The organism is Stenotrophomonas sp. YJH_SMC_54 (assembly GCF_059368435.1).
Genome location: NZ_JCAFRS010000012.1, coordinates 1 through 13,245 on the forward strand (window position 1 = coordinate 1; position 13,245 = coordinate 13,245).

Annotated in this window: 12 protein-coding genes; 8 read left to right on the plus strand and 4 right to left on the minus strand. The window is 67.6% G+C overall.

Features of this window, described 5'->3' with window-relative positions; translation table 11 throughout:
* Positions 1 to 427: 427 nt before the first annotated feature.
* Complete coding sequence (tyrS, locus tag AC5P5S_RS14115) at positions 428 to 1,639, minus strand: tyrosine--tRNA ligase (protein WP_062605968.1); 1,212 nt, start codon at positions 1,637 to 1,639, stop codon at positions 428 to 430.
* Positions 1,640 to 1,806: 167 nt separating this feature from the next.
* On the opposite strand from tyrS, the gene AC5P5S_RS14120 reads away from it, so the two are divergent.
* Complete coding sequence (locus tag AC5P5S_RS14120) at positions 1,807 to 3,279, plus strand: M23 family metallopeptidase (protein ID WP_111118142.1); 1,473 nt, start codon at positions 1,807 to 1,809, stop codon at positions 3,277 to 3,279.
* 65 nt (positions 3,280 to 3,344) lie between these two features.
* Positions 3,345 to 4,472 (plus strand): anhydro-N-acetylmuramic acid kinase, encoded by a 1,128-nt coding sequence (locus tag AC5P5S_RS14125; protein WP_099490531.1) that lies wholly within the window; start codon positions 3,345 to 3,347, stop codon positions 4,470 to 4,472.
* Between the two features lie 79 nt (positions 4,473 to 4,551).
* Here the strand turns inward: AC5P5S_RS14125 and AC5P5S_RS14130 are convergent, their stop codons facing one another.
* The 3 genes from AC5P5S_RS14130 to AC5P5S_RS14140 form a co-directional block, all read right to left on the minus strand.
* Positions 4,552 to 4,782: a hypothetical protein gene (locus tag AC5P5S_RS14130; protein ID WP_005407775.1), complete on the minus strand. Its 231-nt coding sequence runs from the start codon at positions 4,780 to 4,782 to the stop codon at positions 4,552 to 4,554.
* A gap of 77 nt (positions 4,783 to 4,859) precedes the next feature.
* Entirely contained in the window at positions 4,860 to 6,233 is a 1,374-nt protein-coding gene (locus AC5P5S_RS14135) for an AmpG family muropeptide MFS transporter (protein ID WP_005412009.1), read from the minus strand.
* Positions 6,230 to 7,030: an exodeoxyribonuclease III gene (locus tag AC5P5S_RS14140; RefSeq protein ID WP_043035170.1), complete on the minus strand. Its 801-nt coding sequence runs from the start codon at positions 7,028 to 7,030 to the stop codon at positions 6,230 to 6,232. Before AC5P5S_RS14140 ends, AC5P5S_RS14135 begins: the two co-directional genes overlap by 4 nt.
* A gap of 162 nt (positions 7,031 to 7,192) precedes the next feature.
* On the opposite strand from AC5P5S_RS14140, the gene pyrE reads away from it, so the two are divergent.
* The 6 genes from pyrE (at position 7,193) to kdpC (ending at position 13,241) form a co-directional block, all read left to right on the plus strand.
* The gene (gene pyrE, locus AC5P5S_RS14145; RefSeq protein ID WP_005407772.1) at positions 7,193 to 7,852 is read left to right on the plus strand and encodes an orotate phosphoribosyltransferase; all 660 of its coding nucleotides are present in this window, start codon (positions 7,193 to 7,195) and stop codon (positions 7,850 to 7,852) included.
* Between the two features lie 19 nt (positions 7,853 to 7,871).
* Positions 7,872 to 8,537: a hypothetical protein gene (locus tag AC5P5S_RS14150; RefSeq protein ID WP_049418611.1), complete on the plus strand. Its 666-nt coding sequence runs from the start codon at positions 7,872 to 7,874 to the stop codon at positions 8,535 to 8,537.
* Between the two features lie 174 nt (positions 8,538 to 8,711).
* Positions 8,712 to 8,804: a potassium-transporting ATPase subunit F gene (locus AC5P5S_RS14155; protein WP_005407770.1), complete on the plus strand. Its 93-nt coding sequence runs from the start codon at positions 8,712 to 8,714 to the stop codon at positions 8,802 to 8,804.
* Positions 8,805 to 8,816: 12 nt separating this feature from the next.
* Positions 8,817 to 10,526 carry a potassium-transporting ATPase subunit KdpA gene (gene kdpA, locus AC5P5S_RS14160; RefSeq protein ID WP_012478921.1) on the plus strand — a complete coding sequence of 570 codons (1,710 nt, stop codon included), beginning with the start codon at positions 8,817 to 8,819 and terminating at the stop codon, positions 10,524 to 10,526.
* 10 nt (positions 10,527 to 10,536) lie between these two features.
* Positions 10,537 to 12,594: a potassium-transporting ATPase subunit KdpB gene (gene kdpB / locus AC5P5S_RS14165; protein WP_005412004.1), complete on the plus strand. Its 2,058-nt coding sequence runs from the start codon at positions 10,537 to 10,539 to the stop codon at positions 12,592 to 12,594.
* Entirely contained in the window at positions 12,591 to 13,241 is a 651-nt protein-coding gene (kdpC, locus tag AC5P5S_RS14170) for a potassium-transporting ATPase subunit KdpC (RefSeq protein ID WP_049459891.1), read from the plus strand. The genes kdpB and kdpC overlap by 4 nt, the downstream gene beginning before the upstream one ends.
* Positions 13,242 to 13,245 lie beyond the last annotated feature (4 nt).

Below are 13,245 nucleotides of genomic sequence, written 5' to 3' on the forward strand. Positions count from 1 at the left end.
AAACGTCTGCAAGATGGACAATCATCCTTCCTGCAGGCGCCTTCACAAGATACCTGCGCATACTTTCAAAGATCCGGGGAAGTGGCCTCAGCGCCGTTCCCGTGTGCTGCGAAGTTTCCTTCGTAGCGAGCCGCCCATTATGCCAGACTTTTTCAGTCCGTCAACACCTTCGTTCGATCATCTCGTTCGGCGGTGGTGGGCGCCCTGATGTCGCTGAAGCCCCTTGGTGGCGACCCCTGCGACGGGGGAGGAGAAGTATGTCCCTATTCCCATCGTTTGTGAAGGGGGTGTGGCGACTTTTTTCACCGGATGTTGCATCTGTTCAGCCGTCGCGCTGGGGGAGGACCGCTCGAAGAGCAAGCCAAGCGCGGGCTTGGCTCTACAAGAGCATCAAGGAAGGGCCGGCTGCGCCGGCCCTTCCCTGGTGTCAGCCAGCGACCAGGCGCACGCGGGCGAAGGTGCGCTTGCCGACCTGCAGCAGGCCTTCGAAGCCCGGCTGCAGCACCTGCTGGCCATCTTCCACCACTTCGCCGTCCACTTTCACCGCCCGCTCCTTGAGCTTGCGGTTGGCTTCGGAATTACTCGGGGTCAGCCCCGCCGCGGTCAGCAGTGCGGCGATGCGCAGGCCTTCGGCCGGGATCGCCACGTCCTGCAACGGCAGCTGGGTGATGTCGCCCTGCCCGGTCACCGCCGCTTCCCAGCCCGCGATCGCCTGCTCGGCCGCCGCAGCGTCGTGGAAGCGGGTCGCCAGTTCACGCGCCAGGCGCAGCTTGACCACACGCGGGTTCAGGCCGCCAGTGGCCACCTGCTCGCGCAGTTGCACGGCTTCGGCCTGGCTGATGTCGAAGGACAGCAGCTCGATCCAGCGCCACATCAGGGTGTCGTCCACCTTCATGGTCTTGGTGACGATGTCGATGGCCGGCTCGCTGATGCCAATGTAGTTGCCCAGCGACTTGGACATCTTGTTGACGCCGTCCAGGCCTTCCAGCAGCGGCATGGTCAGCACCACCTGCGGCTTCTGGCCGTGGTGCTCCTGCAGGCCACGGCCCATCAGCAGGTTGAACTTCTGGTCGGTACCGCCCAGCTCCACGTCGGCCTCCAGGGCCACGGAGTCGTAGCCCTGCACCAGCGGGTACAGGAACTCATGGATGGCGATGGACTGCTGGGCGGCGTAGCGCTTGGCGAAGTCGTCGCGCTCGAGCATGCGTGCCACGGTGTGCTGGCCGGCCAAGCGGATCATGTCGGCCGCGCCCATCTTGCCGAACCACTCCGAGTTGAAGCGGACTTCGGTACGGCTGCGGTCCAGCACCTTGAACACCTGCTCCTCATAGGTACGGGCGTTGGCCAGCACGTCCTCGCGGCTGAGCGGCTTGCGGGTGAGGCTCTTGCCGGACGGGTCGCCGATCATGCCGGTGAAGTCGCCGATCAGGAAAATGACCTGGTGGCCGAGGTCCTGGAACTGGCGCATCTTGTTCAGCAGCACCGTGTGGCCCAGGTGCAGGTCGGGCGCGGTGGGGTCGAAGCCGGCCTTGATCCGCAGCGGGCGGCCCTCCTGCAGGCGCGCACGCAGATCCTCGAGCTTGAGGATCTCGTCGGCACCACGGCCGATCTGGGCAAGGGCTTCTTCAATCGAGGACACGTGACTACTCCCGGCAACGCCGATTCTTGTGTGGGGTGTTAAAGCAAAGTTAACCCGATTGGCTTCACAAAAGCCAATGGGCACAAGGGTTTGACGCGGTTTTCTCAGGTGTCTATGGTAACCGGCGATCAGGCCCCCGCTCCCGGGCCACCAGGAAAAAACCGCCGATGCACAATTCCGAACAAGGGCGCGCACGCAAGCAGCGCTTCCAGGAACGCCTCCACGTCCTGCACGACAACGCCCTGCATCGGAAGCTCAGGCAACATCTTCCCGCCGCCTTCAACGAGCGCTGGACCCGGCGCCATTGGATGCATGCCAGCCTGTTCGCGACCATCGGCGCCCTGGTGGCGACGATCGTGCCGGGCTTCTCGCACACCATCGACGCCCCCTTTGCCGACAGCCATACCAGCCTGGCACTGCCGTTGCCGCCGCTGGCCATGGCCCGCCAGCAGCAGGTGCCCGGTGACAGCTGGCAGGTGCTGCGCGTGGAACGCGGCCAGACCCTGAGCGATCTGTTCGACAAGGCCGGTATCCCGGCGACCACCCTGCACCGGGTACTGGACCACCCGGGCGCGCGCGAGGCGCTGACCAAGCTTCGCCCGGGCGCCGAGATCGCCTTCGACATGCCGCTGTCCGGCGACCTGCGCAGCATCCGCTTCGACCGCGATGCCGACAACCGGGTGGAGCTGAGCCTGGCCGGTGACGACATCAAGGAGAAGGTGACCAAGCGCGAGACCTCCACGCGCACGGTGGTCACCAGTGGCGAGATCACCAGCTCGCTGTATGCCGCGGCCCGCCGCGCCGGGCTGTCGCCGTCGGCGATCGCGACGATGACCGACGACATCTTCAAGTACGACATCGACTTCTCGAAGGACCTGCAGCCGGGCGACCGCTTCAGCGTGGTGATGGATGAAACCTGGCGCGAAGGCGAGAAGGTGGACACCAGCAAGATTCTGGCGGCGACTTTCACCACCGGTGGCAAGACCTATTCCGGCTTCCGCTTCGACCGCAACGGCAAGTCCGAGTACTACGACATCAACGGCCGTTCGCTGAAGAAGAGCTTCATCCGCATGCCGATCCCGTTCGCGCGGCTGAGCTCGACCTTCGGTGCGCGCAAGCACCCCGTGCTGGGCAAGATGCGCATGCACAAGGGCGTGGACTACGCCGCGCGCACCGGCACCCCGATCATGGCCGCCGGCGACGCCCGCGTGCAGTTCGCCGGCGTGCAGCGCGGTTACGGCAACGTGGTGATCCTCGACCACGGCCGTGGCCACACCACCCTGTATGGGCACATGTCGCGCTTTGCGAACATCAAGACCGGCCAGCGGGTGGCCCAGGGCACGGTGATCGGTTATGTCGGCTCGACCGGCCTGGCCACCGGCCCGCACCTGCACTACGAATTCCGCGTCAACGGCGAGCACCGCAACCCGCTGACCGTGACCATGCCGCCGCCGGAGCCGCTGAAGGGCGCCGAGCTGGTCGCCTTCCGCGCGCAGACCGCGCCGGCGATGGCCCGCATCCAGGGCATGGAGAAGCTGATCTACGCCGATGCCAGCCCGGCACCGACCAGCCGCGACGAGGCCGCCCCCGAGGTGGCCAGCGCCAAGGACAAGAGCAGCGCCGGCCGCAAGCGCGGCTGAGCCCCTGCGTTGACGAAGAAGGACGCGGCAGCACAAGCTTGCCGCGTCCTTTTTTTATGCCCGCCATGAACACGACTGCCGACACTGACGCCCCCCTGTACCTTGGCCTGATGTCGGGCACCAGTGCCGACGGCATCGATGCCGCGCTGGTGCAGTTTCCTGCCGGCGGAGGCTGCCGCTTCGTGCACGGCCTGACCGCCCGCTGGGAGCCGGTGCTGCGTGCACGGCTGGTGGCGCTGGGCGAAGGTGGTCCACTGGATTCGCTGGAGGAGCTGGGCGAGCTGGACGCCCGGATCGCGATCAGCTTCGCCGGGGCCGCCAACCAGCTGTTGGCCGAGGCTGGCGTGGACCGCAGCCAGGTGCGCGCGATCGGCTCGCATGGGCAGACCGTGCGTCACCGGCCGCTGGCCGACCCCGCCTTCACCGTGCAGCTGGGCGACGGCAACCGCATCACCGAGTTGACCGGGATCACCACGGTTTCCGACTTCCGCCGACGCGACGTGGCGGCCGGGGGCCATGGTGCGCCACTGATGCCGGCCTTCCACCTGGCCATGCTGGGCACGGCCGACGAAGACCGCGCCGTGCTCAATCTGGGCGGTATCGCCAACCTGACCCTGATTCCGCGCGAAGGTGCGGTACGTGGCTTCGATACCGGCCCGGCCAATGCGCTGATGGATGCCTGGTGCCAGCGCCACACCGGCCGGACCTTTGATGCCGACGGCGCGTACGCCGCCAGCGGCGCGGTGGACGAGGGCCTGCTGGCGGGCTGGCGCTCGGACCCGTGGTTCGCGCTGCCGCCGCCGAAGAGCACCGGCCGTGAGCAGTTCCACCTGGCCTGGGCCGAGGCGCACATGGCCGAGGGCCAGTACGCGGCGGCCGACGTGCAGGCGACCCTGCTGGAGCTGACCGTGGCAACGGTGGCCGACGCGCTGCTGGCGCAGCAGCCGCAGACCCGCCGCCTGCTGGTCTGTGGCGGCGGGGTACGCAACCGGCAGCTGATGAAGCGCCTCGCGGCCCGGCTGCCGGACGTGCAGGTGGAATCCAGCGCCGTGCACGGGCTGGACCCGGAGTACGTGGAAGCGATGGGCTTTGCATGGCTGGCGCAGCGGACGATGGACGGGCTGGCCGGCAACCTGCCAAGCGTGACCGGAGCTAAGGGCCCGCGGATCCTGGGTGCGATCCACCTGGCGTGAGGTGGCGCCATCCACGCGTGGCGTGGATCTACCGGGCAGCCGGACGTGGACTCGTCTCTACAGCATTGCGGCGCGGCCGCTAATCGAAGCCCTGCCCTGCGGGCAAGGCCTGCAGGGCGGCAATGGCATCGGACAGGGCATCCACTTCCGGATCGCCGAAGCCGGAGCGGACTTCCAGTTCACTGCTGAACAGGCCCTGCTCCAGCAAGGCGGCACAGGTCTGTTCGTGGGTCCAGCCGCGGGCGACCGCGACGCGTTTGATGCGTTCCAGCAGCAGCGGGTCCAGGTCCCGCAGCACAACGTCGGCCATGCTCACTTCCCCGTTCGCAAGGCACCGCCCCCTCGGCGCGTCGGGGCGATGATCCCGCAGACCGGGCGGGCAGGCAATCAGGTTGAGCCGGCGGCCTGGCGACGGCGCTGCTGCAGGATCAGCAGGGCGCAGAGGATCACCACCGGGATCGCCACCAGCGCAGTACCGACGAAGAACAGCGCGTAGCCTTCCAGCAGCGTCCGGCCCTGTGCGAGCGTCTGTACCGACCACCCCGAGAGCCCCTTGAGCGCCTTGCCGGGCATCGCGTAGAACGAACTCAGCAGTGCGTACTGGGTTGCGGTGTATCCAATGCTGGTCAGGCTCGACATGTAGGCGATCAGCGCCGTACCGGCGAAGCCGCTGGCGAAGTTGTCGATTGCCATGGCCACGGCGAAATGGGTTGTGTCCGGGCCGGAATAGGCCAGCCAGGCAAACGCCAGGTTGGAGGCCGGCCCCAGCACGGCGCCTACCATCAGCGCCGCCAGCACCCCCCAGCGGACCGAGACCAGGCCCGCTGCGGCAATACCGACGAAGGTCGCGACCAGCCCGACCGAGCCACGCACCGCGCCCACGGTGTCCTCGTCCAGGCCGAGATCGACGTAGAACGGGTTGGCCATCGGTCCCATGACGAAGTCGGCCATGCGATAGACGCTGATGGCCACCAGGATCAGGATCGCGCCGCTGCGATGCTCGCGGACGAAGGCGATGAACGGTCCCGCTACGGCGTCGAACAATCCGCGCGGTGTCCACAGCGAGGTCGCCTGCGCCTGCACGGCAGCCACTTCCCGCGCGGGTTCGCGGGCCATGACCACGGCCACCACGCCAAGCGCCATCAGCACGGCCATGATCTCGTAGGAAACCTGCCAGCCGACACGGGCCGCGATGATCAGGATCAGCGCATCGGTGACCAGCAATGCAGTGCGGTAGCCCAGTGCCGAGGATGAGGTCAGCAGTCCAAGCTGCTCGCTGTTGTCAGCACTTTCAATGCGCCAGGCATCGATGACGATGTCCTGGGTGGCCGAAGCAAACGCTACGATCACGGCCATCACGCCGAACACGACGATGTGCTGCCAGGCGATACCCAGGAACTGGATCTGGCCCCCCTTGGGCTGGACCAGCGCCATGCCGACCAGGCCCACCACCACAACCAGCTGCGACAGCAGCATCCAGCCACGGCGGCGGCCAAAGCGGCCGAACAGAGGCACGTCGGTCTTGTCGACGATCGGTGCCCACAGGAACTTCATGGTGTAGGCCAGCCCGACCCATGACAGGAAGCCGATCGTACTCAGCTCGATGCCTTCCTTGCGCATCCAGAAGCCGAGCGTGTTGCCCACCAGATAGATCGGCAGGCCGGAACTGAAGCCGAGCAGCAGCATCGCCAGCACCTTGCGCTGGCTCAGGTTGGACAACACCTGCTGCCACGGTCGGCGCGGCTTGGCAGCCTCGGTCACAGGTCGTAGTCCACGGTGAACGGGGCGTGGTCGGAGAAGCGCTCGTCGCGGTAGATCGAGCAGCTTCGCAGGCGGTCACGCAGGCCCGGGGTGATGAACTGGTAGTCGATGCGCCAACCGACATTGTTGGCACGGGCGGCGCCGCGGTTGCTCCACCAGGTGTAGTCCTCGCCGGTGGGGTTGAGCAGGCGGTAGGCATCGGCCCAGCCGCGGCCGGCGGTGACATCGGTGGTCTGGCCGTGGTCGGCGCAGAGGGCGTTGAGCCAGTCGCGCTCCTCCGGCAGGCAGCCGGAATTCTTCTGGTTGGACTTCCAGTTCTTGATGTCCAGCGCCGAACGCACGATGTTCCAGTCGCCACACAGCACGTAGTCGCGGCCGCTGCGCGCCCACTCCTCCAGGATCGGCCGCAGCCATTCCATCACTTCGAACTTGAAGCCCTGGCGCAGGTCGCCCGAGCTGCCGGACGGGATATAGAAGGAGACCACGCTGAGGTTGCCGTAGCGTGCCTCGATGTAGCGGCCTTCGTCGTCGAACGGGGCCCAGCCCAGCGAAGTGATGACCTGGTCCGGCTCGCGCTTGCTGTAGATCGCCACGCCGCTGTAGCCCTTCTTGGTAATGGCGTCGCGGTAGAAGCAGTGGTGGCCGTCCGGGCGGAACATCGGGTCGCTCAGCTGGTCTTCCTGGGCCTTGGTTTCCTGGATGCACAGGACATCGGCATCCTGGGCACGGAACCAGTCGAGGAAGCCCTTGGTCGCGGCGGAACGGATGCCATTGGCGTTGAAACTGATGATGCGCATGCGGAAGACCTACGGCGGGAAACCGGGCAAGCATACCGGTTGACTGCAGGGCTGCGCAGTCCGCCGGGTGGGCCCGCCAGCGCCTTCACACGGGGCCGGACGAGCGCGAAACGCCCAGCTGGATTAGGATTTGTGCTCCAAATGAAGATGAATCGAGTTTTGATGAGCGACCACCGCCACCGTTTCCTGCAGCTGGCCCTGACCGCCGACGCCCTTCGCTTCGGCCAGTTCACCCTCAAGTCCGGCCGGCTGAGCCCCTATTTCTTCAACGCCGGGCGCTTCGACTCCGGCTCGCTGCTGTCCCAGCTCGGCGCGTGCTATGCCGATGCCATCGATGCCAGCGGGATCAAGTACGACGTGGTGTTCGGCCCGGCCTACAAGGGCATCCCGCTGGCCACAGCGATGGCCTGCGAGCTGGCCCAGCGCGGCCGCGACCTGCCGCTGTCGTTCAACCGCAAGGAAGCCAAGGACCATGGCGAGGGTGGCCAGCTGATCGGCGCCGACATGCAGGGCAAGCGCGTGCTGATCGTCGACGACGTGATCACCGCCGGTACCGCGATCCGCGAAGCGCTGGGCATCATCCGCGCCGCCGGTGGCACCCCGGCCGGCATCGTGGTGGCACTGGACCGCCAGGAGATCGCTTCGGAGACCGACCGCCGCTCGGCCGCGCAGTCGGTGGCCGAAGAAGCCGGTATCCCGGTGATCGCCGTGGCATCGCTGGCCGATCTGCTTGATTTCGCCTCCGGCAACCCGGAACTTGTGGGTTACCGGCAGCCGCTGGAAGCCTATCGGGCCCAGTACGGCGTTCGTTCGATCCGCTGACCGACCCAGGGGAAAGGTCATGTCCCGAGTTCCTGCTGTCCTCTTCGCCGGCCTGCTGCTGGTCGTGCCGTTCACCGTACCGGCGCAGTCGCGCGACAGCGGCAAGGCGGAAAAGAAGCTGTACTGCTGGAACGAGGGCAAGGAGCGGATCTGCAGTGATTCGCTGCCGGCCGACGCGGTCAACCATGCCCGCGAGGAATTCAATGCGAGCACGGGCCTGCGCAATGCGCAGGTCCAGCGCGCGTTGACCGACGAGGAGCGTGCCGCTGCCAGCACGGCTGCGCAGCAGCAACAGCTGGACCTGATGGCCGAGCAGACCCGCCAGCGCACCGAGCAGGCCATGTTGTCCACCTACGGCAGCGAGGCCGACCTGCGCCGGGTGTTTGCCGAGCGCCAGGAAGTGCTGGACAACAACCTGAAGACCGCCGAGTACAACGTCACCAGCCTGCGTGAGTCGCTGGTGGCGCTGCTGTCGGCGGCGGGAGACCGCGAGCTGGCCGGCGCCAAGGTGGCCGACAAGCAGGCCGAGGCGATCCGCAAGCGGCATGCGCAGCTGCAGGCGCAGCAGCGCTTGCAGGCCGGGCTGGTGCAGCAGCAGCAGGCGTTGAAGGCCGAGATCGACAGCACCCTGCAGCGCTATCGCGAGCTGAAGGGGCTGGTGCCGGCGGACACTCCGGCGGGCTGACGGCGCTGCCTCCGCCGGGCATGGCCCGGCGCTACCCCGGGCCTGGTTACGGGTTGGCCCACGGAATTTATGCACTCTTTACGCGTCGGCCCGGTCCGGCGCGTAGTGCGTTTATGGGGGGTAGGACGACGATGGCGGCCTGAGGTGGAGGGGTTCCACCAGGACGCTATTGCAATGTCCCCCTGGCTGTCGTTGTTGTGTGGCGTGCTGGTGCTGGTTGCCGCCGCCTATCTCCTTTATGTCGTGCTGCGGCCCGAGTCGTTCTGAGCGGAGCCGGCCATGACTGAGATGCTTGTGATTATTGCCGCCAGCCTGCTGCTGGCGTGGCCGCTGGGCCTGTACCTGGCGCGCGTGATGCGCGGCACGCCGATGAAGGTCGACGTGCTGTTCCATTGGATAGAGAAGCCGCTGTACAAGGTGCTCGGCGTAGATCCATCGCGCGCCATGTCCTGGCGCGGCTATGTGCTGGCCTTCGTGCTGAGCAACGTGGTGGTCGCGGTGCTGACCCAGGCGGTGTTCATGACCCAGGCCTGGTTGCCGTTGAACCCGGACCAGATCCCGAACATGCGCTGGGACACCGCGCTGCACACGATGATCTCGTTCCTGACCAACACCAACCAGCAGCACTATTCGGGCCAGGCGCAGCTGTCCTACTTCTCGCAGATGACCGGCATCACCGGCCTGCAGGTGGTGACGCCGATGATGGGCCTGGCGCTGGCGGTGGCGACGCTGCGCGCGTTGTTCTCGCGTGCGCCGCAGGCTGCGGCGACCACCGGGGCCGGCGATGACCGCCAGGTGGCGGTGGGCAACTACTACGTGGACGTGGTGCGCCTGTGCGTGCGCTTCCTGCTGCCGCTGTGCCTGGTGTGGACGCTGGTGCTGACCAGTCAGGGCGTGCCGTCGACGATCGCCGGTGGGCCACAGGCTACGCCGATCGATGCCAGCGCTGGCATGGCCGAACAGAAACTTCCGCTGGGCCCGGTCGCGGCGATGGTCGCGGCCAAGCAGCTGGGCGCCAACGGCGGCGGCTGGTATGGCCCGAACAGCAGCTTCCCGCTGGAGAACCCGACCCCGCTGTCGAACGCGCTGGAGATCGTCGGCATCCTGCTGGTGCCGATGGCGGTGATCTTCATGATCGGCGCGTTCACCGGCCGGCGCCGCTTCGGCGCCCTGGTGTTCAGCTGCATGCTGGGCATGTCGCTGCTGTCCACCGGCGCGATGATGTGGAGCGAAGGGCATAGCGCCAGCGCCGCCACCCCGCTGCTGATGGAAGGCAAGGAAGTGCGCTTCGGCGCCGACGGCACTGCGCTGTGGGCGGCGGTGACCACCCAGGTCTCCAACGGCTCGGTCAACGGCATGCACGATTCGCTGGCGCCGCTCAGTGGCGGCATCGCGATGGTCAACATGCTGGTCAGCGCGATCTGGGGCGGTATCGGCTGCGGCCTGCAGCAGTTCATCGTGTACCTGCTGCTGGGCGTGTTCCTGGCCGGGTTGATGACCGGGCGTACGCCGGAACTGTTCGGCCGCAAGCTGGAGACGCCACAGGTACGCCTGCTGGCCCTGCTGGTGCTGCTGCAGCCGATCACCCTGCTGGTGTTCACCGCGATCACCCTGGCCGTACCCGGCCTGGCCGGCACCTCCAATCCCGGCTTCCATGGCATCAGCCAGGTGTTCTACGAGTATGTCTCGGCCTATGCCAACAACGGTTCGGGCTTCGAAGGGCTGGGTGACGCCACGCTGTGGTGGAACCTGAGTTGCTCGCTGGTGCTGCTGCTCGGCCGCTTCCCGCTGCTGATCATCCCGCTGGTGGTGGCCGCACAGCTGGCTGCCAAGCGCCAGGCGCCGGAGTCTGCCGGCAGCCTGCAGATCGAAACGCCGACCTTCGCCCTGACCCTGGTCTCGGTGATCGTCATCCTGACCGTGCTGCAGTTCATGCCGGCGCTGGTACTCGGCCCGATCGCCGACCACCTGAGCCTGGGACTGCACTGAGGACATCGCAATGAGTACCCACGCAAGTTCAACCCGTAGTTCCCTCGCACCGCGCCCTGCCCTGCTGGATGGCGCAGGCCTGCGCCGCGCACTGGTCGAGGCAGTGCGCAAGCTGTCGCCGATGCATCTGGTGCGCAGCCCGGTGATGGCGGTGGTGATGGCCGGCACGATCGTGGCCGCGATCGTCACCCTGACCGGCAATGCGCCGCTGGGCTTTGGCCTGGCGGTGACCGCGATCCTGCTGGTGACCGTGCTGTTCGGCAATTTTGCCGAAGCCGTGGCCGAAGCACGTGGCCGTGGCCAGGCCGCATCGCTGCGCCGCGCCCGCCAGGACCTGGTGGCGCGCCGCCTGGCCGCACCGCAGCCGGGTGCCGCGGAAACCCAGCTGCCAGCCGCCGAGCTGCGCCCGGGCGACCATGTGATCGTCAGTGCCGGTGAGCTGGTACCGGCCGATGGCGAGATCGTGCAGGGCCTGGCCACCATCAACGAAGCAGCGGTGACCGGCGAATCGGCACCGGTGCTGCGCGAGGCCGGTACCGACCGATCCGGTGTGATCGGCGGAACCAAGGTGCTGTCCGACCAGATCATCGTGCGGGTGACCGCCGAGCCGGGCCACAGCTTCCTGGACCGGATGATCGCGCTGGTGGAAGGCGCCAACCGGCAGAAGACGCCGAACGAGATCGCACTGACCCTGCTGCTGGCGGCGATGACGCTGACCTTCCTGGTGGTGGTGGCGACGCTGCCGGCCATTGGCGCGGCGGTAGGCGTGCAGGTTGACCCGCTGCTGCTGATCGCGCTTCTGGTCTGCCTGATCCCGACCACCATCGGCGGCCTGCTGCCGGCCATCGGCATCGCCGGCATGAACCGCGCGCTGGCCGCCAACGTGCTGGCCAAGTCGGGCAAGGCGGTGGAAGTCGCGGGAGACGTGGACGTGCTGCTGCTGGACAAGACCGGCACCATCACCTACGGCGACCGCCAGGCCAGCCACTTCCATCCGTTGGCCGGTATCGATGCCAGCCAGCTGCGTGAAGCGGCGCTGTTGTCCTCGCTGGCCGACCCGACCCCGGAAGGCAAGTCGATCGTGCGCCTGGCGCGCGAACAGGGCTGCGCCACCGCTGAACCGGACCACGCCGAGTACCTGGCGTTCAGTGCGCAGACCCGCATGTCCGGCGTGGATCTTGAACATGGGCGGCAGATCCGCAAGGGTGCCGCCGATGCGATCCGTGCCCACGTACAGGCGCTGGGCGGCAATGTACCGGCTGAACTGGCCGGCCGCGTCGAGCAGGTCGCACGCAACGGTGCCACCCCGCTGGTGGTGGCCGAGGGCCGCCACGTGCTGGGCGTGATCGAACTGTCGGACGTGGTCAAGCACGGCATGCGCGAGAAGTTCGCGCAGCTGCGGGCGATGGGCATCCGCACGGTGATGATCACCGGTGACAATCCGCTGACCGCCGCCGCGATCGCTGCCGAAGCCGGTGTCGACGACTACATCGCCGAGGCGCGACCGGAAGACAAGCTGGCGCGCATCCGCCAGGAGCAGGCCGGTGGCCGTCTGGTGGCGATGGTCGGTGACGGTACCAACGACGCCCCGGCACTGGCCCAGGCCGACATCGGCCTGGCGATGAACTCCGGTACGCAGGCGGCGAAGGAGGCCGGCAACATGGTCGACCTCGATTCGGACCCGGCCAAGCTGCTGGCAGTGGTGGAAGTAGGCAAGCAGCAGCTGATCACCCGCGGCGCGCTGACCACCTTCTCGCTGGCCAACGACGTGTCCAAGTACTTCGCGATCCTGCCGGCGCTGTTCGCCGCGGCCGTTCCGACCATGGCCGCACTGAACGTGATGCAGCTGTCGAGCCCGCGCAACGCGGTGCTGGCGGCGCTGATCTTCAACGCCCTGGTGATTCCCGCCCTGATCCCGCTCGCCCTGCGTGGCGTGCGCTTCCGCCCGGCCACCGCAACGGCGCTGCTGCGCCGGAACATGCTGGTGTACGGCCTCGGCGGCGTGCTGCTGCCGTTCGCAGCGATCAAGGCGATCGACCTCCTTCTTGTCCTGGTATTCGGCGCATGAACCGTTCTGCTTCCACCTCCACTTCCCTGTCGCGCGAACCGAAGGCCGAGGCCCGCGTGGCCAGCCTGCAGGATGGCGCCAGCTGGCGCCCGGTGATCGGCCTGGGCCTGGCCACCCTGCTGCTGGCCGGTGCGGTCTACGCCGGCATCGCCACCGGTTTCGCCGGCCTGGCCTACCCGACCCAGGCCGAGGGCAGCCTGCTGCGCGATGGCAATGGCCAGGTGCGCGGCTCGGCGTGGCTGTCGCAGCCGTTCACCGGTGACGGCTACTTCCAGGCACGTCCGTCGGCGGCCAACTACGACCCGATGGCGGCAGCCGGTTCCAACATGGCGCGCAGCAACCCGGCGCTGGCCGAGCGCGTCGCCGCCAGCACCGCGGCGGTGGCCGCGCGCGAAGGCGTCACCGCGGCGCAGGTACCGGCGGACCTGGTCACGCAGTCCGCCGGCGGCCTGGATCCGCAACTGTCGCCGGCCGCGGCGCAGCTGCAGGTGGCCCGCGTGGCGCGTGCCCGTGGCCTGCCTGTGGAACGCGTGCAGGCACTGGTGCAGGCGCATACCGAAGGTCGCCAGTGGGGCCTGTTCGGCCAGCCGCGGGTGAACGTGGTGACGCTGAACTTCGCGCTGGACCACGCGCCCAAGGCGCCGTGATGCC